Source organism: Aeribacillus sp. FSL K6-8210, from assembly GCF_037963925.1.
Classification (GTDB): domain Bacteria; phylum Bacillota; class Bacilli; order Bacillales; family Aeribacillaceae; genus Aeribacillus; species Aeribacillus composti.
In genome coordinates this window covers 3,825,018-3,849,640 of the sequence record NZ_CP150172.1, presented here as the reverse complement: position 1 = coordinate 3,849,640, position 24,623 = coordinate 3,825,018, and the positions used below count along the sequence as shown (strand labels likewise).

At 42.6% G+C, this 24,623-nt stretch carries 25 protein-coding genes; 24 read left to right on the top strand and 1 reads right to left on the bottom strand.

The genetic code is table 11. The features are described 5' to 3' along the window. The first annotated feature begins 46 nt into the window (after window positions 1-46). Window positions 47-478 (top strand): hypothetical protein, encoded by a 432-nt coding sequence (locus tag NSQ41_RS18590; protein WP_339210649.1) that lies wholly within the window; start codon window positions 47-49, stop codon window positions 476-478. Between the two features lie 314 nt (window positions 479-792). On the opposite strand, the gene NSQ41_RS18585 is transcribed toward NSQ41_RS18590, so the two are convergent. After that, window positions 793-2,022, bottom strand: a complete 1,230-nt coding sequence (locus NSQ41_RS18585; protein ID WP_027725928.1) for an IS110 family transposase — start codon at window positions 2,020-2,022, stop codon at window positions 793-795. Window positions 2,023-2,454: 432 nt separating this feature from the next. Here NSQ41_RS18585 and NSQ41_RS18580 point away from each other — a divergent pair, with 432 nt between their 5' ends. The 23 genes from NSQ41_RS18580 to spoIID all read left to right on the top strand — a co-directional run bounded on the left by NSQ41_RS18580 (window position 2,455) and on the right by spoIID (window position 23,864). Then, window positions 2,455-3,498 (top strand): L-threonylcarbamoyladenylate synthase, encoded by a 1,044-nt coding sequence (locus NSQ41_RS18580; RefSeq protein ID WP_063389027.1) that lies wholly within the window; start codon window positions 2,455-2,457, stop codon window positions 3,496-3,498. 262 nt (window positions 3,499-3,760) lie between these two features. Then, on the top strand, window positions 3,761-4,306 hold the full coding sequence (locus tag NSQ41_RS18575) for a manganese efflux pump MntP family protein (protein ID WP_063389026.1): 546 nt from the start codon (window positions 3,761-3,763) through the stop codon (window positions 4,304-4,306). Between the two features lie 263 nt (window positions 4,307-4,569). Further along, window positions 4,570-4,974 carry a low molecular weight protein arginine phosphatase gene (locus NSQ41_RS18570; protein ID WP_066251512.1) on the top strand — a complete coding sequence of 135 codons (405 nt, stop codon included), beginning with the start codon at window positions 4,570-4,572 and terminating at the stop codon, window positions 4,972-4,974. 16 nt (window positions 4,975-4,990) lie between these two features. Beyond that, window positions 4,991-6,286, top strand: coding sequence for a methyl-accepting chemotaxis protein (locus tag NSQ41_RS18565; RefSeq protein WP_066251307.1), 1,296 nt, complete (start codon window positions 4,991-4,993; stop codon window positions 6,284-6,286). A gap of 16 nt (window positions 6,287-6,302) precedes the next feature. Beyond that, window positions 6,303-6,749 (top strand): ribose 5-phosphate isomerase B, encoded by a 447-nt coding sequence (rpiB, locus tag NSQ41_RS18560; RefSeq protein WP_063389024.1) that lies wholly within the window; start codon window positions 6,303-6,305, stop codon window positions 6,747-6,749. 12 nt (window positions 6,750-6,761) lie between these two features. Then, complete coding sequence (locus tag NSQ41_RS18555) at window positions 6,762-7,310, top strand: TIGR01440 family protein (RefSeq protein WP_063389023.1); 549 nt, start codon at window positions 6,762-6,764, stop codon at window positions 7,308-7,310. A 503-nt stretch (window positions 7,311-7,813) separates the two neighbouring features. After that, on the top strand, window positions 7,814-9,055 hold the full coding sequence (gene glyA, locus NSQ41_RS18550) for a serine hydroxymethyltransferase (protein WP_311066659.1): 1,242 nt from the start codon (window positions 7,814-7,816) through the stop codon (window positions 9,053-9,055). A 187-nt stretch (window positions 9,056-9,242) separates the two neighbouring features. Continuing rightward, window positions 9,243-9,872: a uracil phosphoribosyltransferase gene (gene upp, locus NSQ41_RS18545; protein WP_063389021.1), complete on the top strand. Its 630-nt coding sequence runs from the start codon at window positions 9,243-9,245 to the stop codon at window positions 9,870-9,872. Window positions 9,873-10,148: 276 nt separating this feature from the next. Further along, window positions 10,149-12,395 carry a S8 family serine peptidase gene (locus NSQ41_RS18540; protein ID WP_339210646.1) on the top strand — a complete coding sequence of 749 codons (2,247 nt, stop codon included), beginning with the start codon at window positions 10,149-10,151 and terminating at the stop codon, window positions 12,393-12,395. A gap of 183 nt (window positions 12,396-12,578) precedes the next feature. Beyond that, window positions 12,579-12,806, top strand: a complete 228-nt coding sequence (locus NSQ41_RS18535) for an AtpZ/AtpI family protein (protein ID WP_066251303.1) — start codon at window positions 12,579-12,581, stop codon at window positions 12,804-12,806. A gap of 2 nt (window positions 12,807-12,808) precedes the next feature. After that, complete coding sequence (locus NSQ41_RS18530; protein ID WP_339210643.1) at window positions 12,809-13,192, top strand: ATP synthase subunit I; 384 nt, start codon at window positions 12,809-12,811, stop codon at window positions 13,190-13,192. Between the two features lie 6 nt (window positions 13,193-13,198). Further along, window positions 13,199-13,909 (top strand): F0F1 ATP synthase subunit A, encoded by a 711-nt coding sequence (atpB, locus tag NSQ41_RS18525; RefSeq protein ID WP_327873303.1) that lies wholly within the window; start codon window positions 13,199-13,201, stop codon window positions 13,907-13,909. A gap of 69 nt (window positions 13,910-13,978) precedes the next feature. Further along, the gene (atpE, locus tag NSQ41_RS18520) at window positions 13,979-14,191 is read left to right on the top strand and encodes a F0F1 ATP synthase subunit C (protein ID WP_063389017.1); all 213 of its coding nucleotides are present in this window, start codon (window positions 13,979-13,981) and stop codon (window positions 14,189-14,191) included. A gap of 281 nt (window positions 14,192-14,472) precedes the next feature. Then, the gene (gene atpF / locus NSQ41_RS18515; protein WP_082830384.1) at window positions 14,473-14,937 is read left to right on the top strand and encodes a F0F1 ATP synthase subunit B; all 465 of its coding nucleotides are present in this window, start codon (window positions 14,473-14,475) and stop codon (window positions 14,935-14,937) included. Next, on the top strand, window positions 14,934-15,473 hold the full coding sequence (locus tag NSQ41_RS18510; RefSeq protein WP_063389015.1) for a F0F1 ATP synthase subunit delta: 540 nt from the start codon (window positions 14,934-14,936) through the stop codon (window positions 15,471-15,473). The genes atpF and NSQ41_RS18510 overlap by 4 nt, the downstream gene beginning before the upstream one ends. Before the next feature lie 15 nt (window positions 15,474-15,488). Beyond that, window positions 15,489-16,997 carry a F0F1 ATP synthase subunit alpha gene (gene atpA / locus NSQ41_RS18505; RefSeq protein WP_063389014.1) on the top strand — a complete coding sequence of 503 codons (1,509 nt, stop codon included), beginning with the start codon at window positions 15,489-15,491 and terminating at the stop codon, window positions 16,995-16,997. A 90-nt stretch (window positions 16,998-17,087) separates the two neighbouring features. Beyond that, the gene (gene atpG, locus NSQ41_RS18500; protein WP_066251293.1) at window positions 17,088-17,945 is read left to right on the top strand and encodes an ATP synthase F1 subunit gamma; all 858 of its coding nucleotides are present in this window, start codon (window positions 17,088-17,090) and stop codon (window positions 17,943-17,945) included. A 36-nt stretch (window positions 17,946-17,981) separates the two neighbouring features. After that, window positions 17,982-19,400 (top strand): F0F1 ATP synthase subunit beta, encoded by a 1,419-nt coding sequence (gene atpD, locus NSQ41_RS18495; protein ID WP_066251292.1) that lies wholly within the window; start codon window positions 17,982-17,984, stop codon window positions 19,398-19,400. Window positions 19,401-19,428: 28 nt separating this feature from the next. Further along, window positions 19,429-19,842 (top strand): F0F1 ATP synthase subunit epsilon, encoded by a 414-nt coding sequence (locus NSQ41_RS18490; protein ID WP_063389011.1) that lies wholly within the window; start codon window positions 19,429-19,431, stop codon window positions 19,840-19,842. A 384-nt stretch (window positions 19,843-20,226) separates the two neighbouring features. Beyond that, window positions 20,227-20,457 (top strand): DUF1146 family protein, encoded by a 231-nt coding sequence (locus NSQ41_RS18485; RefSeq protein WP_162877012.1) that lies wholly within the window; start codon window positions 20,227-20,229, stop codon window positions 20,455-20,457. Window positions 20,458-20,569: 112 nt separating this feature from the next. Beyond that, entirely contained in the window at window positions 20,570-21,304 is a 735-nt protein-coding gene (locus tag NSQ41_RS18480) for a YwmB family TATA-box binding protein (RefSeq protein WP_327848526.1), read from the top strand. A gap of 32 nt (window positions 21,305-21,336) precedes the next feature. Beyond that, the gene (murA, locus tag NSQ41_RS18475; RefSeq protein WP_311066654.1) at window positions 21,337-22,650 is read left to right on the top strand and encodes a UDP-N-acetylglucosamine 1-carboxyvinyltransferase; all 1,314 of its coding nucleotides are present in this window, start codon (window positions 21,337-21,339) and stop codon (window positions 22,648-22,650) included. 194 nt (window positions 22,651-22,844) lie between these two features. After that, window positions 22,845-23,864 carry a stage II sporulation protein D gene (spoIID, locus tag NSQ41_RS18470; protein ID WP_339210641.1) on the top strand — a complete coding sequence of 340 codons (1,020 nt, stop codon included), beginning with the start codon at window positions 22,845-22,847 and terminating at the stop codon, window positions 23,862-23,864. The last annotated feature ends 759 nt before the right edge of the window (window positions 23,865-24,623 follow it).

Genomic DNA, 24,623 nt, shown 5'->3' with positions numbered 1-24,623 from the left:
CTCATACATTGATTACTAGATTTGTCCGAATAAAAGGGGTGAAAGCGTGTTTTATTCATTGCGGTTTGCGGAAAGGGAAGACTTGAAAAACATTCAACAATTTGCAAATAAAGCGGGCGTTTCCACGGAAGGCTTCGACAACAGCCATTTTATTATTATGGAGACTGATCATGGTGAAATAGCGGGATGTCTAGGAATGGAAGTCATCAATCAGGATGGTCTCCTCCGCTCTTGCGTTGTGTCCAGCAATTTGAATCAAGGACATATCATCTCCCTATTAAAATCGGCAGACTTATTAATGGAACAGTTTCGTTTGAAAAATATTTATTTTGCAGTCAACAAAAATTCTGTAGCAGAGTTATTAGAAATATTCGGATTCAAGAGGATTCAAGCGGATGAATTGCCTGCCCACATGCTTGCGTCAAATCTCATGAATCAGTTGGTATCCGTTCCAAATGTAGCGTTTATGGTAAAATAAAGCTATGGATACGTATAAATTATACACAATATCCACAAAATTTATCCACTGCAATCAACAGCTTTATCCACAAATTGTGGATAAAGCTTGTTCTTGAAAAATAATTGAACAGTTTCACTATTGCTTAGAAAGATTCATAACACTCGTTCATGTATTAGCAAAGTCCTGCGGTAATATGTCAAGGTGAAAAATCATAGAAATTGGAAATTCCCTTGTCCGATGATCCGAAAAAAGGCAATACTGAAGAAACCCAGTATTGGTACATGTAATAAACTGGGTCTAAAGGTTGATATTGGTATACCAGATCGATCCTCTTATCGATCTTCCCCCTTTCTTGGCGTGTAGATTTGACCGTTGCGTAGCAGCGCATCGATCACACGCACGAGTTTTCTAGCGGTGAGGACGAGGGCTCGTTTATGTTGGTGTTTGGGCACTTCCTCATACTTCTTCCGGTAGTACGCACGAAACGTCGCATCATGCCGTTGTACCGAGTTGGCAGCCTCCACTAGGTAGTAACGGAGATAGCGATTGCCGGAACGAATGAGGGAGGTGTCCTCGGCTTGAAAACGGCCCGATTGGTGCTTGGACCATGTCAAGCCGGCATATTTTGCCAAGGCGGCCTGATTGTGAAACCGCTCGATTTGCCCGATTTCGGCCAGGATGCCTGCGGTATAAACCGGTCCGATGCCTGGGATGGTTTGCAGTGTGTTCGGAATGCCTTCAAGATGGCGGGTAATGGCTTTATCGAGCTCTTTGAGCTGCGATTGCAGGCTGCGGATTGATTGAATCGACAGCCCTAACAGCAAGTCGATGGAATCCTCGACACACTTGGACAACCGATACGACGAACGGGCCGCCTTTTGAATCGACTTGGCGATGCATTCCGGATCGGCAAAGCGATTGCGCCCTTTTTGGCGCAGGAAGTCGGCCAACTGCTTGACATCCATTTGGCAGATGTCATCGAGGCTCCACGACTCAAGCAGCAGTTCGAGAATGGCATGTCCGAAGATCGAACTGTCCACCTCTTGGGTAAAGGAACTGCATTTGTAAAACAAGTGCTGGAGAAAATACTGTTTCTCACGGGTTAACTGGTGGACGAGATGATATCGCATGCGTGTCAGTCGCTGAAGCGCGAGAAACTGCTCCTTGAGGACAGCCGTCATCTTCAGACGGCCGAAGCGAAGCCGATCCGCAATGATCCAAGCATCGATGTCATCCGTTTTCTCCAAGTCGACATAGGCTTCTTTAAACTTGCGAATGAGCTTTGGATTGATCGTAAACACCTTGACGTTCCAAGCCTGCAAGGCCTCCTGCTGGTGGAAAAACATAGCTGGATGCCAACTGTAGACCGAGGTGGCTTCCATCCCGATCAGAATTTCGGTTGGCTTTCGCTTGTTAGCCCACAGGAGGATTTGATCCCGAAGGAAGGTGGCGCCCAGAAGATGATTATCCACTTTGAAGCGTGCGCACGTATTTCCTTCATGATCCATAATGCAGGTGGCTAAGTCGCGTGAGCTCACGTCGATCCCGACGTAGAGTTTCATGAGATCACCTCCTATTGTTGTAGGATCGAGGGGTTGGACTCTTCGGGATGCCCCCGGATCGCGCCTGTTGACCAGTCACCCTCGCATATGAGAACTCACGTTGGACCATGGGCTGCCCTGGAAGCTGCTCCTTCCAGCATGGGGAAAACCAACGGGAACAGCCTGCGGGTTAGACGTCCAAACAGGAGCCGGGGAGACAGACTTTACAAGTAGTCGAAGCTACAGGAGTGAGAAGAGTATCCCCGATGATCCTAAGACCATTATCCAGGAACATTGCGAAAAGTCCAACCCCGGTACGCTGAACCCTTTGTGGGAGGGGCGCGCCCCTCCCACAAAGGTAACCACCCAAGATATGCGATTGTCAAGGAGCGTATCGGACTGGAAATTCGATAAAAAAACTTTCTGAAACTTAGTATACGAGGAGTAAACGAAATGAAAACGAAGCATTGGATTGTGGATAATTTAGAGCATGTTACAAAAAATTCTCCACAAATTGTTCAGGCAGCCGAACTATTGAAAAAAAATGAATTGGTTGCCTTTCCAACAGAAACAGTCTATGGACTAGGAGCAAACGCGAAAAGCGATGAAGCAGTAGCAAAAATTTATAGCGCGAAAGGAAGACCGAGCGATAATCCGTTAATTATCCACATTGCTAAAAAAGAACAGTTAACAGAGATTGTGGATAGCTATCCCGATTGGATTGATCCATTAATTGACCGTTTTTGGCCAGGCCCGCTCACCCTTGTTTTGCCAAAAAAAGAAGGTCTGTCGAATCTTGCCACAGCAGGATTATCAACAGTAGCAGTGCGCATGCCGGATCACCCTGCAGCATTAGCATTAATCGAAGCAGCAAATCTGCCGATTGCAGCTCCGAGCGCCAATCTTTCCGGAAAGCCAAGTCCCACTTCTGCTAAACATGTCATGGATGATCTCGAAGGGCGAATCCCGGGAATTGTCGATGCAGGCCCTACTGGACTTGGCGTAGAATCAACAGTACTTGACTGCACCGAGGATATTCCAGTGATCCTGCGTCCAGGTAGTGTTACAAAGCAGCAATTAGAAGAAGTCATCGGTTCGGTGCGCATAGATGCTGCGCTGCTGAATCAGGAGGAATTGCCGAAAGCGCCGGGCATGAAATATACACATTATGCACCTGATGCTCCTTTAACGATTGTCGATGGAAGCAAAGAATTTATTGAACAATTAATACAAAAAGAGAAAGAAAAAGAAAAAAAAGTCGGGGTGTTGACAACAGAAGAAAATAGTCGTTTTTACAGTGCGGATAAAATTGTTGTCTGCGGAAAAAGAAGCGATTTGCGAACAGTTGCCAGCGCACTGTATGATTCGCTCAGAAAGTTTAATGAAGAACAGCTGGATGTATTATTCAGCGAAGCGTTTCCTGCGGAAGGAGTTGGACAAGCTATTATGAATCGCTTGTTAAAAGCTGCATCCCACCGGATCATAAAAGAACGGTAAACTTTTAATGCCTTGAACAAAAATCGGCGCTCAGGCCGGTTTTTTTGAGTCCAGACTTTCTGATCCTTTGTTTAACAGGCGGAATTGACAGATCAAAAGCAAATATAAAAATGGTAAAGGCTCATCTGCCATCGCACGCATAGGCAGAAACAGATCGCGCAGTTAAATAAACAGAGATCAATGAACCGGGCGCCATTCTTTGTCATAATGTCCCTCTGACGTGCATATCGTTCAATATGCGTGTCCGGGGGAGGTTATCTATATGGCTGCAGAAATAGTAACTTTATTTTTAATGGCATTTGCATTAGGGATGGATGCCTTTTCAGTTAGCCTTGGGATGGGCTTAGTTCGTTTGCGATGGAAGCAAATTTTTGACATCGGTATATATATTGGGATTTTTCATATGATCATGCCGCTTATCGGAATTGTCTTGGGGAAAGTACTATCGGAAAAGTTTGGTTTAGTTGCCATGTATATTGGAGGATGTCTGCTCACTCTTTTAGGAATTCAAATGATTTATTCGTCTTTTAAACGCGATGAATCGCCTTTCATTGCACCGGTCGGCATCGGCCTGTTCCTTTTTGCGCTGAGCGTCAGTTTAGACAGTTTTTCGGTAGGATTAAGTCTAGGTATCTACGGAGCGGAGGTTTTGTTAACCGTCGTAATGTTTGGTTTTATGAGCATGGTGCTCACTTGGAGCGGGTTATTGATCGGCAAACGGGTTCAAGATTGGTTCGGCACATATAGTGAAGCTTTTGGCGGCAGCATTTTGCTTGTATTTGGCTTGAAATTATTATTTTCAATGTAGAAAGCTGTATTGTCTAAACCAATCGTTTGAGCACAGTCATTGGACGTGCTTTTTTTTGTTAATTTTTTTGGTTAAATATGCCTATTATGCAAAAAAATTGTGACTTTTTGTCGATAATAAAAATAAAAAAAATTCCTCATGGTTTCCATTCTTTCGAACTTTTTGATTATAATGAAGGTAACATCAAAAGGGAGAGATAGAAGGGAGAAAACCTTGTGACAAACATTTTATTCGTTTGCACCGGAAATACATGTCGAAGCCCGATGGCGGAGGCTATTTTTAAGCATTTGCAAAAAAACGGCCGATTTAACGTTCGTTCAGCAGGCGTGTTTGCATTGGATGGGCAGAAAATTTCAGAAAATGCAAAAAAAGTGCTGGAGGAAAAGGGAATACATGTTGAGCACAGTGCTTCAAAACTTACGGAAGAACATATCGATTGGGCAACATATGTATTTACGATGACTAAAGATCATAAAAACATATTATGCCAATTTTTTCCTAAAGCAGCCGAAAAAACATTTACGGTAAGCGAGTTCGTTGTTGGAAAAGATGAGGAGATACGTGATATTACCGATCCGTTTGGCAGTTCCGTGGAAAAGTACAGAAAAACAAGGGAAGAGCTGGAGCAATTGCTTCAAAAGCTTATTTCAAAATTAGAAACAAATTAGCAGGCAGGTGGACTCTGTGAAAAACAAGAATCGATACAAATTCAGCATCCGTTTAAAAATCGTCATCTTTATTACGATTGTTGCTCTTATTACATATTCAACAAGCGGATTTTTCATTTATGTTGTATACGAGTATGTGAAACAATATATTGACCGAACATCTTTTACCATTTTGACGCTGACTCTTGGAATCATATGGTCAGGGATTTTAACAGCTATTGCAGCTGGATTTCTTATTTCTCCGCTAAAGCGGCTTGAAAAGGCTGCTCTTATAGCGGCCGATGGCGATATTTCCGTAAATGTTCCTGACATCAAATCAGATGATGAAATTCGGTCCTTAAGCAGAGCCTTTAATGAAATGCTTTCCAATTTAAGACATATGGTGAAAAACATTGAAATAAATTTTGAGCAAACAAATGAGCAGGTGAAACAAATACATGCTGCAACAGAACAGGCAACAAGACAAGCTGAAAGCATTTCATATACGATTAAGGAAATTTCAACAGGAGCCGACCAATCGGCGGCTGCTATTCAGGAAACAGCAGAAGCGGTGGAAGATACGGTAGAGCTTGCTAGTCAGGTAAAAGAAAAAGCAAAAGTATCCGAAAAAATGGCGAATGAAATGGTTCAATCACTTGACCAAAGCAAAAAGATATTTCAATCTTTAATTAAAGGGATTCAATCGTTGGCCGAAAAAAACGAGCAATCTATTTTGGCGGTACAGCGTCTTGAAGAAAATGCCAAAAAGGTGGAGACTATTGTATCCCTTGTCGGCGATATTGCCGATCAAACAAACCTGCTGGCGCTGAACGCGTCAATTGAAGCGGCAAGAGCAGGTGAACACGGCAGAGGGTTTGCTGTCGTTGCGGAAGAAGTTCGAAAGCTTGCTGACCAAAGCGCCAAAGCTGTTCAAGGAATTTCCGAGCTGATCTCTAACATTCAAAAAGAAGTAAGCAATGTTGTTGAACAGATTGGAGATCAAGTGAAAACAGCTCGACAAGAAGCGCAAAGAGGGAAAGAAACAGAGAAAATTCTTGTGGAGATGTCGAAATCGATTTTGCATGTTGCCGAAGCGGTTAAGGTGATCAGCGAGCTGATGGACGAACAGCAAAAAAGCATTCAACAAACAGGAGCGCAATCCGAAGAAGTGGCAGCGATTGCCGAAGAGACATCTGCTGGTGCACAGGAAGTGGCCTCATCTGTACAAGAACAAGCTGATAATATTTCTAACATTAATCAATTAACGAGAGAGCTTGAAGCAAGCGCTCAGCAGCTAAAGAAAGTAATCGATCGATTTACTTATGAAAAATAAAAAGGAGGAGCATCTAGTGAAAGTCATAATTGCCTCAGATCACGGAGGGGTCAACATACGTGAAGAAATCAAAAAATTGCTTGACGAGATGAATATCGAATACGAAGATATTGGCTGCGACTGTGGGACATCAGTTGATTATCCTGATTACGCATTGCCGGCAGCTGAACGAGTCGCGAAAGGCGAATTTGACCGCGGTATTTTAATTTGCGGAACAGGGATCGGAATGTCAATAGCGGCCAATAAAGTAAAAGGTATTCGCTGCGCCCTTGTACATGATGTGTTTAGCGCAAAAGCAACCCGGGAGCATAACGACAGCAACATGCTTGCAATGGGTGAACGTGTCATCGGGCCGGGACTTGCCCGCGAAATTGTGAAAACGTGGCTAACAACTGAATATGTGGGAGGCAGGCATGCGAATAGAATAGAAAAAATTTCAAAATATGAAGAAACCCATTTATAAGGTGATGATCGAATGCCGGAATTGCAAGAATACCGGGAACAGCTTTTAACAGTGCTGGCCGATTTTAAAGAAAAAGCACCAATTCAAAAAGGGCAGCTGATTGTCATAGGGTGCTCAACGAGCGAAGTAATCGGAGAAAAAATCGGCACTGCCGGAAATACGGATGTTGCCGAAATGATATTTTCTGCATTATCGGAATTTCAAAAAGAAACAGGTGTAGAGCTCGCTTTTCAATGCTGCGAGCATTTGAATCGCGCTCTTGTCGTTGAACGGGAAACAGCAGAAAAGCGCAATTACGAAATCGTTTCTGTCATCCCAATCCCGAAAGCAGGCGGTTCCATGGCAGCGTTTGCTTATGAGCATATGAGGGATCCGGTTGTTGTTGAATTTATTAAGGCAGATGCAGGCATTGACATCGGAGATACACTTATTGGCATGCATTTAAAGCATGTTGCTGTCCCTGTTAGAAGTTCGGTCAAGCAAGTCGGACAAGCCCATGTAAACTTAGCTTTTAGCCGGCCGAAGCTTATCGGCGGTGCGCGGGCAGTTTATACAAAATAAACATTCGAATATTAGCAGTGCGAACTTACGTCATGGTTTGTGCTGCTATTTTTTATAAAAGAAGTGGAGCGGAACGAAAAAAAACATGCACATCATTTCTTTGAAGTATCGGGGCCCCTCCATCTTTAGAAATTGTAAGCAAAAGTCGTATCAAACTTTGATGCGATTTTGTTTAGTGAAAATACAGGTTGCCGATCATTTCCTGCTTGACGACTCTGTGCATTGAGCTAGGTATAGAAGCTCCGTTGGTCGAGTTGTACAAGACATGATTCATTTTACAAACTGATAGTTTAAGTATACAGGCAGAATCGAGGTTTTAAGAAATTCCGAATTAAAAACTATTCATGCCAAAAAAAAGTTTGGGAAGAATACGCTTACATAAAAGAAAAGGGTTGCCAAAGGATGATCAATACGGTTATTCTGATTAATAAGTAGATCGGCATGACGATTTTGTCGCTCGCCTGTGCCGTTCAATCGATGAAAGACTAGAGGGGGAACATTTCATGAAATATATTCAACAACAGGATCCTGAAGTATATGAAGCGATACAGAACGAATTAAAGCGCCAGCGTACGAAAATCGAATTGATTGCGTCAGAAAATTTTGTCAGTGAAGCGGTAATGGAGGCCCAAGGTTCTGTATTAACAAATAAATATGCAGAAGGTTATCCGGGACGTCGCTACTATGGAGGATGCGAATATGTTGACGTTGCGGAAGATTTAGCTCGCGAACGGGCGAAAAAAATTTTTGGAGCTGAGCATGCAAACGTTCAGCCGCATTCCGGTTCTCAAGCCAATATGGCTGTTTACTATGCTGTCTTAAATCATGGGGACACTGTTCTCGGAATGAATTTGTCTCACGGCGGCCATTTAACGCATGGAAGTCCGGTAAACTTCAGCGGAATGCAATTTAATTTTGTTGAATACGGTGTTGATCCTAACACTCATCTTATCGATTATGATGATGTTCGAGCTAAAGCTCTTGAGCATAAACCGAAAATCATTGTTGCTGGTGCCAGCGCTTATCCTCGTGAAATTGATTTTAAAAAGTTTCGGGAAATCGCTGATGAAGTGGGAGCTTACTTAATGGTTGACATGGCTCATATTGCCGGCCTTGTTGCTGCAGGTCTTCATCAAAATCCTGTGCCGTACTCCCATTTTGTAACAACTACGACGCATAAAACACTTCGCGGTCCAAGAGGCGGAATGATTTTATGCAAAGAAGAATTTGCAAAACAAATTGATAAAATCATTTTCCCAGGCATTCAAGGCGGTCCGTTAATGCATGTTATTGCAGCAAAAGCGGTAGCATTGGGAGAAGTTTTACAAGAAGAATTTAAAACATATGCGCAAAACATTATCAACAATGCGAAGCGGCTGGCAGAAAAATTAAAAGAAGAAGGACTGACTTTAGTATCTGGAGGAACAGATAACCATTTGATTTTAGTTGATGTCCGCAACCTGCAATTAACAGGAAAAGTTGCTGAACATGTTTTGGACGAAATCGGCATTACTGTGAATAAAAACGCGATTCCATACGATCCTGAATCGCCTTTTGTTACAAGCGGAATCCGTATTGGAACGGCAGCTGTCACAAGCCGCGGTTTTGGTTTGGAAGAAATGGATGAAATCGGATCGATTATTGCATTTGCATTGAAATTCCATCAAGACGAAGTTAAATTGGAAGAAGCGAGAAAACGGGTGCAAGCTTTAACAGAAAAATTCCCGCTCTACCCAAATTATTGAGGAAATATTGAGTGTTCGAAGCCACATGCTTCGGACGCTTTTTTTTATTTTAATTTTCTGCCTCTTAAAACTATTTAAAATGGATTTCATCGTTTGGAATGTTGTCGAAAAAGGTTGATGAAAATGTTGAAACTCAAAAATTTTTTCTGTAAAATCTATTGAGGCAAAAGAAAAGGAGATGTGAAACTTGGGCAAAGTGTTTGTATTTGATCACCCGTTAATTCAGCATAAGCTATCCTATATTCGCGATAAAAAAACCGGAACAAAAGAATTTCGAGAGCTTGTGGATGAGATTGCTACATTAATGGCGTTTGAGATAACACGAGATCTTCCGCTGGAGGAAGTGGAAGTAGAAACCCCGGTAGGAGTAGCGAAAACAAAAATCTTGTCAGGAAAAAAACTTGGGGTTATTCCCATTTTACGTGCGGGGCTAGGAATGGTTGACGGCATTTTGAAACTGATTCCTGCCGCAAAAGTCGGCCATATCGGGTTATATCGGGATCCGAAAACATTAAAGCCTGTAGAATACTATGTAAAACTTCCTTCTGATGTGGAAGAGCGGGATTTCATCGTTGTTGACCCAATGCTGGCTACCGGCGGTTCAGCAGTTGAAGCAATAGAGTGTCTAAAAAAACGCGGTGCAAAAAATATCCGTTTCATGTGTCTAGTAGCTGCTCCTGAAGGGGTAAAAGCAATGGAAGAAGCTCATCCAGATGTCGATATTTACATTGCCGCACTTGATGAGAAATTAAACGACCATGGCTATATCGTACCAGGTTTAGGAGATGCAGGAGACCGTTTATTTGGTACAAAATAACAGGAGAGGGCGAAGTGAAGTGCCCTCTCTTTCTTTTTTGTATAGTATGAAAAATTCATTAATATAAGGAGCTGTCCAGAAAGTCAAATCCCCATTTGAAAACACAAAATCATAAACATCGATATATCAACGTTTCTGAAACATTAATAGGCGTCAATAAGCCGTAAAAACGACTTATTAAACAGCTCCATCAATTTCTCACTTTTCCCTTAAAACGACTTTTTTCATGCAATAAACTGATGTTCATAGCGAACAATAAGTGCTGAGGTGATAGAAATGGGAAACCCTTCAGTGCGAATTTGTTTGCTTTTTTTCTTCATTTTCCACGTTTTTGATATAACTGCTTTTGCAAAGACCTTCCCCGAACATCCACAAATCCCTGAAGAGAATGCTGATGAACAAGTCACAATGATCATTGTTTTGTCAGATCAGAACCTTTCAAAAATAAAAGAGTTGATTCAAAAAAAATATCCGGAAATAAACATTTGCTGGGAATATAAAAAAACGTTTACCGGATTTTCAGTAAAAGGGAAAAAAAGAGATCTAGATCAGCTAGTAAAAGAGCCTTACATTGAACATGCAGAGCCTGTAACGACTTTTCAAGCAACGGTTGAAGAAAGTGTTCCTTTTATAGGCGGCATCGATGCACGCGGCTATTTTGACGCGAAGGATGAAAGATTGACAGGAAAAGGAGTGAAAGTAGCTGTTATAGATACGGGGATCGACTACAACCACCGAGATTTACAAAAAAATTATCAAGGCGGATTTGATTTTGTAGATCAAGACAAAGACCCAATGGAAACAGTCGCGAAAGACAATTCGAGGACAATTCACGGCACTCACGTAGCAGGAATTATAGCGGCAAATGGAAAATTGAAAGGGGTTGCTCCGGAAGCCTCCATCATTGCCTATAGAGCGCTTGGCCCTCATGGGTACGGGACGACAGACCAAGTTATTGCAGCGATTGAAAAATCGATTGAGGATCAAGTAGATATCGTAAATCTTTCCCTTGGCAATGATGTGAACGGTCCGGATTATCCGACAAGCCTGGCGTTAAACCGAGCCGTTGAAGAGGGGATAACTGCAGTTGTATCAAGCGGAAACTCTGGACCTAACATTTGGACCGTCGGTTCGCCTGGCACTGCAAGCAAAGCAATTTCCGTCGGCGCATCGACACCGCCGCTTGACGTAAAGTATTTAACCCTTTCAGGATTTCAAAAGAAAATACCAGCTGAATCTTTGTTCAATTCTGCCCCTTGGACAACAATTAGAGGACGGATAGAATATGCAGGCTTAGGGGAGAAAAAAGACTTTAAACCTTCTGTTAAAGGAAAAATAGCCTTGGTGAAGCGCGGGGAGATCACGTTTGCCGAAAAAGTGAAAAATGCAAAATCAGCCGGAGCCCAAGCGTTGATTATTTGCAACAACATGAAAGGGAGATTTACCGGCAATTTAGAAGAAAAATTGGACTTTCCTGTTGTCTCCATCTCAAAGGAAGATGGCGAATGGCTGCTGAAACAATTGAATGAAAAATCGTTCATCAAAACAACCATTCAGATAGAAAAAGATCGCCTCGCACCCTTTTCATCAAAAGGACCGGTAACAGTCACATGGGAAGTGAAGCCCGATCTTGTCGCGCCTGGTGTAGCAATTGACAGCACAATACCTAAAGGGTATATGGCTCTTCAAGGAACAAGCATGGCTGCTCCGCATATAGCAGGTGCAGCGGCATTGATCAAACAAAAGCATCCAGATTGGTCGCCGGAACAAATAAAAGCAGCTATGATGAATACTGCTAAACCGCTTTATGATCAAAATGGAAGGCTGTACAAGGTGTTTGAGCAGGGGGCGGGAAGAATCGATATTTTATCGGCTGTTCAGACAAGAGCTCTCATTTATCCGGCATCTCTATCATTCGGTCAATTTCACAAAAATATCGGCAGGAAAAAGAAAGAGATCACGTTAACTCTTGAAAATCTCTCCGATCAAGAAAAAACGTTTGTTTTTTCTAAACCGCATTATCAAAAAGGGGTTCAATGGCAGCTCCCTATTTCCGTAAAGGTTCCTGCTAACGGGAAAAGAGAAGTATCCGTCTCGATTGATGTTGCACCAAAATCATTGAGGGAAGGATTGTATGACGGGACTCTTCTTGTGACAGCCGGCAGCCAGACAATCCGCCTTCCATATTTATTCGTTGTTGGCGAACCGAATTATCCAAAAATCATGGGATTTGAATTTGGGCTTGCCGATCAAGGGAATATGTACCATTATGAACTTTATTTGCCGCAAGGGGCGGATGAATTCGGGATTGCCCTGTATGATCCGGATACTTTAACATTCAAAGGGTTTTTAGACTGGCAAAGAAATATCCCGGGAGGTTTGTTGAAAAGAGATATTTCCGGGCAATTTAAGGACATTCCAAACGGCGTTTACAAAGCGCTCATTTTTGCAAAAAAAGACGGGGAAGAAAGCAGCTATGAAACGACAATCATTTTAGATAAAAAAATATTAAAAAGTCAATAGAAACAGCAAAAATATTTGTGAACAAATTGTGATATTCTTAACAAATAGCTCAACTTTTGACGTGAAACAGATTGACATTGAATGGTGCCTATTGTATGCTAAACGGGGTGGGATGATAAGGTTTTCAACAGCCTTTTGATATAATAAAAAATAAGGTAATTTTATATTGTGAGGACATACCCAATGCGGCAAAAAGAGCACCATCCGCTCCGAGCATACGCTTTAATGACCGCCATTCTTTCCTATTTGGCAGGATCAGTGCTCGTTGGGGTTTTTGCAGGAAGATGGCTTGATCGACAGTTGCATACAGAACCCGTTTTTTTGATCATTGGTCTTCTAATTGGACTGGCTGCGGGAATAGTTGCGATGCTGAGATTAGTCCAACATTTTTTTCAGGAGAATGAACGGTAACTATGGATCGTATTGAAAAATTGTTTGTGCGCAGCAAAAAATATTTGCTGTTTTTGCTTGCCATCTATGTGTTAGCATGTGGGTTTACTCCTTATCAAGATATTTTCCTCGGTCTTGCCCTTGGTACAAGCTTTAGCCTCTATAATTTATGGATACTAGTGCGTAAATCAAAGCAAATACAGCAAGCAATTGAAGAAGGCCGTACAGCACGTTCGCTTGGAACGGTTTCAAGGATGGCAGCCGCAGGATTAGCGGTATTAATCGCACTTAAATTCCCTGAACATTTCCATTTAATTAGCGTGGTTATTGGTTTAATGACAATCTATATTGTCATTATGATAGATTCTATTCTATACATTTGCGGACAAGCTTGGGAAGAGAGGTGAATTTTGTTGGGTCACGAAGCGCCGATAGTAAAATTATTAGGGCTTGAATTTAATTTGTCCAATATTTTAATGATTCTTGTATCTAGCGCAATTGTATTTATCATCGCCGTATTGTCGACCCGCTCTTTGGCAATGAAGCCAACGGGCATGCAAAACTTTTTGGAATGGGTCATGGATTTTGTGAAAAACATTATTAACAGCACGATGGACTGGCAGACAGGAGGCCGATTCCTTACTTTAGGAATGACGCTCATCATGTACATTTTTGTTTCCAATATGCTTGGTCTACCATTCGCTATCGTTGTTGACCATGAGCTTTGGTGGAAATCGCCTACGGCTGATCCTACCATAACGCTGACACTGGCCATTTTAGTCGTCGGTTTATCGCATTATTACGGGATTAAATTAAAGGGCTTTTCCGCCTATGGAAGCGACTTTTTCAAGCCACTGCCGTTTTTGTTCCCGCTTAAAATTATTGAAGAGTTTGCAAACACGTTGACGCTTGGTCTTCGTCTTTACGGTAACATCTATGCTGGGGAAATTTTGCTAGGTCTGCTTGTCAGCTTGGCAACTAGCGGAGCATTCGGCTTCATCGGGGCAATTATTCCGATGATGGCGTGGCAGGCATTCAGTATTTTTGTAGGTGCAATCCAAGCTTTTATCTTTACAATGTTAACAATGGTTTATATGGCGCATAAAGTTAGCCATGACCATTAAAAATAAATGACTTCATCATAATTTTTGTGTAAAAAATTATTTTTAAACAAATAAAGGAGGACTTTATTCATGAATTTATTAGCAGCTGCAATTGCAATTGGTTTAGCGGCACTTGGTGCTGGTATTGGTAACGGACTTATCGTATCTCGTACAGTAGAAGGTATTGCACGTCAACCTGAGGCGCGCGGTATGCTTCAAACAACTATGTTTATCGGGGTTGCGTTGGTTGAGGCGATTCCGATTATCGCGGTTGTTATTGCATTTATGGCTTTTGGTGCATAATTCAAAAATTTCAAAAGAGCCTTGCCCAGATTGGTGTTGGAAAAAGGCTTTTTAGAAGTGCATGCAATCAATTTGCGTGAAGTCCGAATCGAAAGGACAGCAAGTGAAAAAGAGGAAATGGCGAAGTTATTTAAGCATCTTCGCCATTCCTTTATGTTGTGAATGGTAACAGAGTCCCAATATAGCCGGTAGTTGGAAAACGGAAGTTTTGAAGGGAGTGAAACGAAGCCGTGTTAACAGTTGAATTTGCCCTCGGAGCTGGAGGCTTCGCAGCAGGAGATATGCTCGTTCAGCTCGTTGTATTTTTAGTTTTGTTAGCATTGCTCAAAAAATATGCTTTTGGTCCGCTTATGGGCATTATGAAACAGAGGGAAGAATTTATTGCAAATGAAATAAACGCTGCGGAAGAAAAGCATGCGGAAGCCAAAAAGCTTGCCGAAGAGCAGCGTGAGCTATTAAAGCAAGCCCGCATCGAAGCACAGGAGCTTGTTGAAAATGCGAAAAAACTCGGCGAACAGCAAAAAGAAGATATCATCCAAGCGGCTCGTGCGGAGGCAGAAAGACTGAAAGAAGCAGCCAAGAAAGAAATCGAACACGAAAAAGAGCAAGCCGTTGCTGAATTGCGTAATCAAGTGGCATCATTATCCGTTCTTATTGCTTCTAAAGTGATTGAAAAAGAATTGAATGAGGCTGAGCAAGAGAAGCTGATCAATGATTATATTAAAGAGGTAGGAGAACAGTTATGATTGGCGGAGTGGCAAAGCGCTATGCGTCAGCTCTTTTTCAAATTGCAAAGGAAAAAAATCAAGTGAAGCAGTTTGAAGAAGAATTGCGGATTGTAAAGCAGGTGTTTATTGAAAATCAAAAATTGCTGCAAATTTTAGAGCATCCGAAGGTGTTGCTCGAAAATAAAAAATCATTGGTCAATGAAGCGTTTTCTTCATTGAGTGCTGAAATTATCAATACTCTTCTTCTGCTTATCGATCGCCATCGCATCCGCTTAGTTCCTGAACTTGTAGATAACTTTGTGGAGCTTGCAAATGAAGAACAGCAAACAGCAGAAGCAACGGTTTACTCCGTCCGTCCGTTGAAGGATGAAGAAAAGCAGGCTCTTTCAGAAGTATTTGCGCAAAAGGTCGGAAAAAAATCGCTTAAGATCACAAACATCATTGATCAGAACTTAATTGGCGGACTGAAACTTCAAATCGGCAATCGTATTTTTGACGGTAGCATCAAGAGTAAGCTCGAACGCATCGGGCGGAATTTAGCGAAAAGTTCGTAGATAGGGGTGAAACTCATGAGCATCAAAGCTGAAGAAATTAGTGCACTGATAAAAAAGCAAATTGAAAACTATCAGTCTGAAATAGAAGTTAGCGATGTCGGCACAGTTATTCAAGTAGGTGACGGGATCGCACGTGCTCATGGCCTCGACAATGTCATGGCCGGTGAGCTTGTCGAATTTTCAAACGGCGTTATGGGATTAGCCCAAAACCTTGAAGAAAATAACGTCGGTATTGTTATTTTAGGCCCTTTTAAAGACATTCGTGAAGGCGATGAAGTGAGAAGAACAGGACGGATTATGGAAGTTCCTGTTGGAGAAGAGCTGATCGGCCGCGTTGTAAATCCGCTTGGACAACCAGTGGACGGGTTAGGCCCGATTGAAACAACAAAAACACGTCCGATTGAAAGCCCTGCCCCAGGCGTCATGGACCGGAAATCTGTTCATGAACCGCTGCAAACGGGTATTAAAGCGATCGACGCTCTTATCCCAATTGGCCGCGGACAACGCGAGCTCATCATCGGTGACCGTCAAACAGGTAAAACGCAAATTGCGATCGACACAATCATTAACCAAAAAGAAGAAAACATGATTTGTATCTATGTTGCGATCGGACAAAAAGAATCAACAGTTCGAAATGTTGTTGAAACACTCCGTAAACACGGCGCATTAGATTATACGATCGTTGTAACGGCATCTGCGTCTCAACCGGCTCCATTGCTTTATTTGGCCCCATATGCCGGTGTATCTATGGGCGAATATTTTATGTACCAAGGAAAACACGTCCTTATCGTATATGATGATCTTTCAAAGCAAGCTGCCGCTTACCGTGAGCTTTCTCTATTACTACGCCGTCCACCTGGACGTGAAGCGTTCCCTGGGGATGTCTTTTACTTGCACTCCCGTCTATTGGAACGCGCAGCAAAACTTAGCGATGCAAAAGGCGGCGGATCTTTGACGGCATTACCATTTGTTGAAACGCAGGCTGGCGACATCTCAGCTTACATTCCTACGAACGTAATTTCCATTACAGACGGACAAATTTTCTTGCAATCTGACCTATTCTTCTCAGGTGTGCGTCCTGCGGTAAACGCCGGATTGTCCGTTTCCCGCGTCGGCGGTGCAGCGCAAATCAAAGCGATGAAAAAAGTTTCGGGTACGCTTCGGCTAGACCTTGCAGCATACAGAGAGCTTGAAGCATTCGCTCAATTCGGTTCTGATCTAGATAAAGCAACTCAGGCGAAGTTAAACCGCGGTATGCGTACAGTTGAAGTATTGAAGCAAGGCATCAACAAGCCGATCCCAGTTGAAAAACAAGTCATGATCCTTTACACCTTAACAAAAGGATTTTTAGATGATATTCCTGTTGAGGATATTCGCCGCTTTGAAGAAGAATTTTATGCTTATTTAGATCAAAATGAAAAAGAGCTTCTTGAAGAAATCCGTTCGACAGGAAATCTGCCTGAAGACGAGAAAATGGAAAAAGCCATCAAAGGATTCAAAAAAACTTTTGCAGTTTCTGAATAAAGAACGATAAGGCTGTGAAAATACGGGGATTCTTTTCACAGCCGTTTTCAAAACATGATCGGCTATTTTTCAAAAAGGTGGTGAGAACCTTTGGCATCGTTGCGCGATATTAAAACACGCATCAATTCGACGAAGAAGACAAGCCAAATTACAAAGGCGATGGAGATGGTTTCAGCTTCGAAGCTGAATCGGGCGGAAACCAGCGCCAAGTCATTTGTGCCTTATATGGAAAAAATTCAAGAAGTTGTGGCAAACATCGCCCTTGGGAGTACGGACGTAAGCCACCCGATGCTTGAAAAGCGTCCGGTCAAAAAGACAGGATACGTTGTCATTACATCGGATCGCGGGCTTGCCGGTGCGTTTAACAGCAACGTGCTGCGCGCCGTTTATCAAACGATTCAAGAACGGCATCGTTCGACGGATGAATATGCCGTGATTGCCATCGGAAAAGTCGGCCGCGATTTTTTCAAAAAACGCGGTATGCCTGTCGTTGAAGAAATTGTCGGATTAGGCGATGATATAAGCTTTTCGGATATTAAAGAAATTGCTTCCAATACAGTCAAGCTGTTCGAGGATGGAAAAGTAGATGAAATTTATATGTTCTACAACCATTATGTCAGCGCCATCCAGCAGGAAGTAACGGAGAAAAAGCTGCTGCCGCTTTCGGACATCGCTGCGAATAAAAAAATGACGTCTTATGAATTTGAACCGTCTCAGGAAGACATTTTGGCAGTGCTTTTGCCGCAATATGCTGAAAGTTTGATTTACGGCGCCTTGCTTGACAGCAAAGCAAGCGAACATGCTGCGAGAATGACGGCAATGAAGAATGCAACAGACAACGCAAAGGAACTGATCAATACGCTGACTCTTTCCTACAACAGAGCTCGTCAGGCAGCGATTACGCAAGAAATTACAGAAATTGTTGGCGGGGCATCAGCGCTTGAATAGATCACTGAAACAGTACGTTAGGAGGGAAACAGGAACATGAAAGGACGCGTAGTTCAAGTAATGGGTCCGGTAGTGGACGTAAAGTTTGAAAGCGGACATTTGCCGGAAATTTATAACGCCCTAAAAATTTCACATAAAGCGCGCAATGAGAACGAGGTAGACATTGATTTAACGTTGGAAGTAGCGCTTCATTTAGGGGATGACACCGTTCGGACAATCGCTATGGCTTCAACGGACGGCGTAACGCGCGGAATGGAAGTCGAAGACTTAGGCGCTCCAATCTCCGTGCCAGTTGGAGATGTCACATTAGGACGGGTATTCAATGTGTTAGGGGAACATATTGACCTTGGAGACCCGATTCCAGCGGAAGCGCGCCGGGATCCAATTCATAAGCCTGCTCCGAAATTTGAACAGCTGTCAACACAAGTTGAAATTTTGGAAACAGGAATCAAAGTTGTTGACTTGCTTGCTCCATATATTAAAGGTGGAAAAATCGGCTTGTTCGGCGGTGCAGGAGTTGGAAAAACGGTTTTAATCCAAGAGCTGATCAATAACATTGCACAAGAGCACGGCGGTATTTCCGTATTTGCTGGAGTTGGGGAGCGTACTCGTGAAGGAAACGACCTATACTTTGAAATGAAAGACTCCGGCGTTATCAGCAAAACAGCAATGGTGTTCGGACAAATGAACGAGCCGCCTGGAGCGCGTATGCGCGTTGCATTAACAGGTTTGACAATGGCTGAATATTTCCGTGATGAACAAGGGCAAGACGTTCTCTTCTTCATCGACAACATCTTCCGCTTTACACAAGCTGGTTCCGAAGTATCTGCGTTGCTTGGACGTATGCCTTCTGCTGTTGGATACCAACCGACGCTTGCGACAGAAATGGGACAATTGCAGGAGCGGATTACATCAACAAACGTAGGTTCTGTTACATCGATTCAGGCGATTTACGTGCCTGCTGACGACTATACAGACCCTGCTCCGGCTACAACATTCGCACACTTAGATGCGACAACAAACCTTGACCGTAAGCTGTCAGAGATGGGTATTTATCCAGCGGTGGATCCACTTGCTTCAACGTCACGTGCATTGGCTCCGGAAATCGTCGGTGAAGAGCATTACAACGTTGCCCGCCAAGTTCAGGCAACATTGCAAAGATATAGAGAGTTGCAAGATATTATTGCAATCCTTGGTATGGACGAGCTTTCAGATGAAGATAAGCTTGTTGTACATCGTGCTAGAAGAATCCAATTCTTCTTATCACAAAACTTCCACGTTGCTGAGCAGTTTACAGGGCAGCCTGGTTCATATGTGCCTGTAAAAGAGACTGTACGTGGATTTAAAGAAATTCTTGAAGGTAAGTACGACCACATTCCTGAAGATGCGTTCCGCTTAGTGGGCACAATTGAAGATGTCCTTGAAAGAGCGAAGCAAATGGGCGTTGAAGTATAATATTTTGGGACCCTAGGAGGAACTGAATATGAAGACCGTACAAGTCAGTGTCGTCACTCCCGATGGCCCAGTTTATGATGCGGATATAGAATTGGTCAGCGCCAAAGCTCAAAGCGGCGAGCTTGGAATTTTGCCTGGTCATATTCCAATGGTTGCGCCGCTTGCAATTGGCGCAGTTCGGCTGAAAAAAGGAAATAATACAGAACTCGTGGCTGTCAGCGGAGGTTTTTTGGAAGTTCGCCCTGATAAAGTCACGATCTTGGCACAAGCAGCTGAAAGAGCTGAAGATATCGATGTTGCCCGCGCGGAAGCTGCAAAGAAACGTGCTGAGGAACGCTTGCAGCGCAAAGGCCAAGGGCAGGAAGACATAGATTTTAAACGTGCTGAGCTGGCGCTGCAACGTGCCATCAATCGTATTAACGTGGCGAAGAAGAACTTCTAATTTCTCATTTAAGACGTCCCGGCGTTTAAGTTCGGGCCGTCTTTTTTGAAAAAACTAAGAAATCATGATCATGGCTATTTTGCAATGTTGGCTCTAGCCTGGATGCAAAAAATCGGCAACTTACTTTTATTGACAGCAAAAAATGGACAACATGTAATCGCATCATTCAACTCTAAAACTGCAAATCCAAAAATAACGAATTGACCTCCTATCTACATTCCACATCAATGAATGCTTCATTTATAAGAAATAACAACATGAAAAAACTGCCTAACCATTGTTTTTCACAAAATCAAATAAAAAGTGTGCATGAATAGGAAAGATTTTTATATAATAAAGTGGGTTTGTGAAACAAGAAAGGAAGATTTCGGAAGGAGGAGTAATGTGGCGGGGCTAGGCCAGCAGGCGCTCATTAGCATCATAGTAAATTTAGTATTTATTTTTCTAACTTGGCGGGCTTTACAGGCTCTTCAAATTGAAAAAATCATTCGTAAAGGAAGAGTTGTCGAGACAAGGCTTTTGCTCATTTTATTGACCATCGCCATTGCGTCATCAGTGAGCAATTTTTTCTTGAACTATTTTTTTTGGTCACAGCAGCTGCAATATCTTTTTTAAACATGTCGAGGGACAATGAATACATAAAGGCTGTTGTCTAATCTTGACGACTTTTTCCACGTATGCCAAAACCCTTTCCGGCAACACTTTTAATAAGGAAAGGGTGATGGCGGTGAAAAATTTATATTTTGTCTTTATTTTCATATTTTTATTCGGTTTTCTTTTGTCAGCTTGGCACACAGAACGAACGAATGCTGAAAGACACGATATTCATGTAGAGGAAATCGTGGAGCAATTTCATCAACAAAACATAGATGTGGCAGAATGGTCAATTTTTGCAAAATTTTCTTTTTCTCAAAAAAGCAAAAAAGTGAAACGAATCTACACACAGTTTCGTCAATTTAATTGGTCTTACTTGGAAAGCGGTAATTTTGAAAAGTGGACCGGCACTTATTACAACAGCGATAAGCAGATCACTGAAACATTGCAAATTATTAAACCTCATGCAAAAGCAAGCCCGAAAATTCAAGTTATATATGAAGCAACAGGGAAACGTTGGAATGGCCGTGCATGGATGAAGCTGGAGCGCTATTTTAACCGTCACATTTTCGACAAAATTCCTGGAAATCCTACATTTTTCACTTGTGTCAAAGGCTATACAGATGATAAGATGGAAGGTGTTTTGTTTTTTGAGGCAAATAACCTTTTAAAAAGGTTTCATGCAAAACCGGTGGAAAGCTTAAACGAGCAACGCTTCGTTTCCATATCCGGTTTTACAAACGATTGGGATCATTCTATTGAAACGAAAAATGGAAAGATGAACATTCAAATTTCGCTCAGAAGTGCAGGAATGGGCGAAAGAACTACTGTAACAGTAGGAACACCTATTATTACAACTGAATATTAATATAGAGAAAATGGGACGCGGAGGGGAATACCTTGGAAAAAATCATCGTCCGCGGCGGTCGAAAGTTAAACGGTACAGTAAAGATCGAAGGAGCTAAAAATGCCGTTTTACCTGTCATCGCTGCATCTTTATTAGCTAGTGAAGGAAAGAGTGAAATTTGTGATGTTCCTAAGCTCTCCGATGTTTACACGATAAACGAAGTTCTCCGCTATCTCGGAGCAGAGGTTCGTTTTGATGGTAATCAAGTAGTTGTCGATGCATGCGGAGAGCTTTTAACGGAAGCGTCATTTGAATATGTTAGAAAAATGCGTGCATCTGTGCTTGTTATGGGACCTCTTCTTGCCCGCAAAGGCCGTGCACGTGTTGCTTTGCCGGGAGGATGTGCCATCGGATCCCGTCCGATTGATCAGCACTTGAAAGGCTTCGAAGCGATGGGTGCAACGATAAAAGTCGGCAACGGCTTTATTGACGCAGAAGTGAATGGCAGACTTCGCGGAGCCAAAATTTATTTGGATTTCCCAAGTGTCGGCGCAACAGAAAACATTATGATGGCAGCCGCACTTGCAGAAGGAACAACTGTAATCGAAAACTGTGCAAAGGAACCTGAAATTGTCGACCTTGCGAATTTTATAAACAAAATGGGCGGAAATGTCCGCGGCGCAGGCACTGGTACTATCAGAATTGAAGGTGTAGATTCCTTGCACGGTGCAAAGCATTTAATTATTCCAGATCGTATTGAAGCAGGAACATTTATGGTTGCTGCTGCCATTACGAAAGGGAATGTTCTTGTAAAAGGAGCAGTTCCGGAGCATTTGACATCATTAATTGCGAAAATGGAAGAAATGGGCGTAACCATTATCGAGGAAGAAGAAGGCATTCGTGTCATTGGTCCGGAAACATTGAAGGCAGTGGATATTAAAACAATGCCTCATCCAGGTTTTCCTACTGACATGCAGTCTCAGATGATGGCCCTGCTGCTTCAGGCAAACGGAACTAGCGTAATTACCGAAACGGTATTTGAAAACCGCTTTATGCATGTAGAAGAATTTCGTCGTATGAACGGAGATATTAAAATCGAAGGCCGCTCTTGTATTATCAATGGTCCTGTAAAGCTTCAAGGTGCAGAAGTAACGGCAACCGATTTAAGAGCGGCAGCTGCATTAATTTTAGCTGGGCTTGCTGCAGAAGGGTATACACGGGTTACGGAGCTGAAGCATTTAGATCGCGGCTACGTCCGTTTTCATGAGAAGTTAAAAGAGCTTGGCGCAGATATTGAACGCGTCAATGATGAAGCAGACATCCCGGCAATTGAACAACAAGCCGTTGCAACGAATTTAAATGTATAATTTCACAAAAGAAGCTAGCCTCTTTTAGGGAGATGCTAGCTTCTTTTTCGTATTACCCGCTTATTTTTTTCATATTTTTTCGTTTTATACATAAAACTCCCCCTGCAAACAGCATCTCCGATTTCAGTCATAAAAGGTTGTCCTTCCCCATAAACTTTACTAAAGTCAGCGATAAAAGAAATGGGGGCTGTAATATGAAACGAGTGAAACCGTTCTTTCTTTTTTTTGCAGCAATATTTTTCATTATTTTGATGGTGCCAAGTTTGCTGGTAGCCCCGTTTGTCGAAAAGACGAAAGCTACGCTTGGCGAGGAACTAGCCGAGAAGGAAACAACGGATGTGCTACAAAAGGAATCAAAAGTTTCTGTACCAATTTATCGTTCCCAAGAAAAAAAAATTGATGAAGTTCCGCTTGAAGAATATGTGGTCGGTGTTGTCGCCGCCGAGATGCCCGCAGAATTTGAAAAAGAAGCGTTAAAGGCTCAAGCTTTAGCTGCTAGAACGTACATCGTGAAAGAGCTGTTTACGGGCCAAAATGTCGGCTCTCCCGAAGGAGCGGTAGTCACGGATACTGAGCTCCATCAAGTTTATAAAAATGAAGAAGAATTAAGGAGAATTTGGAAAAAAGATTTTGATTGGAAAATAAAAAAGATTAAAGAAGCTGTTGCCGAAACAAGAGGCCAAATTTTAACGTATGACGACAAGCCGATTGATGCTTCTTTTTTTTCAACGAGCAATGGATATACGGAAAATTCGGAGGCCATTTGGCCGAACGCCCTTCCTTATTTAAAAAGCGTGGAAAGCCCTTGGGATGAGAAATCGGAAAAATTTCTCGCTAGGGAGGTATTTACCGTTCAAGAGTTTGAACAAAAATTAGGGATTAAAATAGGGAAAGGCAATTCAATTGGAAAAATTATCGAAAGGACGCCAGGACACAGGGTCGCTCTAGTCGAAATTAACGGGAAAAAGTTTACTGGAAGGGAAATAAGAGAAAAGCTAGGTCTAAGGTCAACGGATTTTTCGTGGACATTGAAAGGCGACCAAATTATTGTTACGACAAAAGGATACGGACACGGAGTCGGCATGAGTCAGTACGGTGCCAATTTTATGGCGCAGGAAGGGAAAAATTATAAAGAGATTGTCTCACATTACTACCAGGGAATTGAAATTTCGCAAGCCAACCCGTTTTTATCAAAATATATGGCGAAAAAATAAAAAATCGGTGCGTTTTGTAAGAAAATCGGTAATCGGTTTTCTCACATTTGGTGCGCCCGGCATGTACATGAACTATAGGGTGTAAGTCCCGAACCCCGAAGACAGAAGTAGAGGTTAGCCAAGAGCAAGGGTGTCCGTGGTGACGCGGAATCTGAAGGAAGCTGGAGGCAAAACACCGGTCCGAGGAACACGAACCTCATATAAGGCTAGGTATGATTGAGTGAGTTTGCCAAACAAAACAAAGCTCTTTCTGTCGAAGGTCATATCGAGTAAATGAGGCGGATAGATGGTGTGAAAGTGCATGTACTTACCCGGGGAGGTCTGGCGGATAGGTGAAATGCGCTTCATAACCTACTTAGTGATAAGTAGCTGAACCGTCAGAAGTCAGCAGAGGTCATAGTATTAGTTGGTCTAGAACAACTAAGAAGGACCGAACAATTAAGAGAGAATAGCCCTTGGCATTCAGTGAGTCATGATGAACACAGAAAACGTAGTACCTCACTTGAGGAAGGAAGCGGTGAATCCCGTGGGAGACCTCTTGGAGGGTGGAGTGACCACTGGCATAAAGAGAACAGCTATTCACGGAAGTTATAAAGACTTGCGTCAATCATCTTAATTGAACCGCCGTATACGGAACCGTACGTACGGTGGTGTGAGAGGACGGGAGTTAATCGCTCCCTCCTACTCGATTTTCTTTAGGGGAACCGCTGATAGTGCCAGTAAGCTGCCAACTTCATTTCGAACTAAATGAAATATTGA

Excerpts from the sequence above, each read along its gene's own strand:
- NSQ41_RS18510 (WP_063389015.1), top strand. The coding sequence starts at position 14,934 with ATGATTGGCGGAGTGGCAAAGCGCTATGCGTCAGCTCTTTTTCAAATT.
- NSQ41_RS18540 (WP_339210646.1), top strand. The coding sequence starts at position 10,149 with ATGGGAAACCCTTCAGTGCGAATTTGTTTGCTTTTTTTCTTCATTTTC.
- atpF (WP_082830384.1), top strand. The coding sequence starts at position 14,473 with ATGCTCGTTCAGCTCGTTGTATTTTTAGTTTTGTTAGCATTGCTCAAA.
- atpE (WP_063389017.1), top strand. The coding sequence starts at position 13,979 with ATGAATTTATTAGCAGCTGCAATTGCAATTGGTTTAGCGGCACTTGGT.
- atpD (WP_066251292.1), top strand. The coding sequence starts at position 17,982 with ATGAAAGGACGCGTAGTTCAAGTAATGGGTCCGGTAGTGGACGTAAAG.
- glyA (WP_311066659.1), top strand. The coding sequence starts at position 7,814 with ATGAAATATATTCAACAACAGGATCCTGAAGTATATGAAGCGATACAG.
- NSQ41_RS18555 (WP_063389023.1), top strand. The coding sequence starts at position 6,762 with ATGCCGGAATTGCAAGAATACCGGGAACAGCTTTTAACAGTGCTGGCC.
- NSQ41_RS18535 (WP_066251303.1), top strand. The coding sequence starts at position 12,579 with ATGCGGCAAAAAGAGCACCATCCGCTCCGAGCATACGCTTTAATGACC.
- atpA (WP_063389014.1), top strand. The coding sequence starts at position 15,489 with ATGAGCATCAAAGCTGAAGAAATTAGTGCACTGATAAAAAAGCAAATT.
- NSQ41_RS18585 (WP_027725928.1), bottom strand. The coding sequence starts at position 2,022 with ATGAAACTCTACGTCGGGATCGACGTGAGCTCACGCGACTTAGCCACC.
- NSQ41_RS18580 (WP_063389027.1), top strand. The coding sequence starts at position 2,455 with ATGAAAACGAAGCATTGGATTGTGGATAATTTAGAGCATGTTACAAAA.
- NSQ41_RS18530 (WP_339210643.1), top strand. The coding sequence starts at position 12,809 with ATGGATCGTATTGAAAAATTGTTTGTGCGCAGCAAAAAATATTTGCTG.
- NSQ41_RS18490 (WP_063389011.1), top strand. The coding sequence starts at position 19,429 with ATGAAGACCGTACAAGTCAGTGTCGTCACTCCCGATGGCCCAGTTTAT.
- NSQ41_RS18575 (WP_063389026.1), top strand. The coding sequence starts at position 3,761 with ATGGCTGCAGAAATAGTAACTTTATTTTTAATGGCATTTGCATTAGGG.
- NSQ41_RS18570 (WP_066251512.1), top strand. The coding sequence starts at position 4,570 with ATGGCGGAGGCTATTTTTAAGCATTTGCAAAAAAACGGCCGATTTAAC.
- spoIID (WP_339210641.1), top strand. The coding sequence starts at position 22,845 with ATGAAACGAGTGAAACCGTTCTTTCTTTTTTTTGCAGCAATATTTTTC.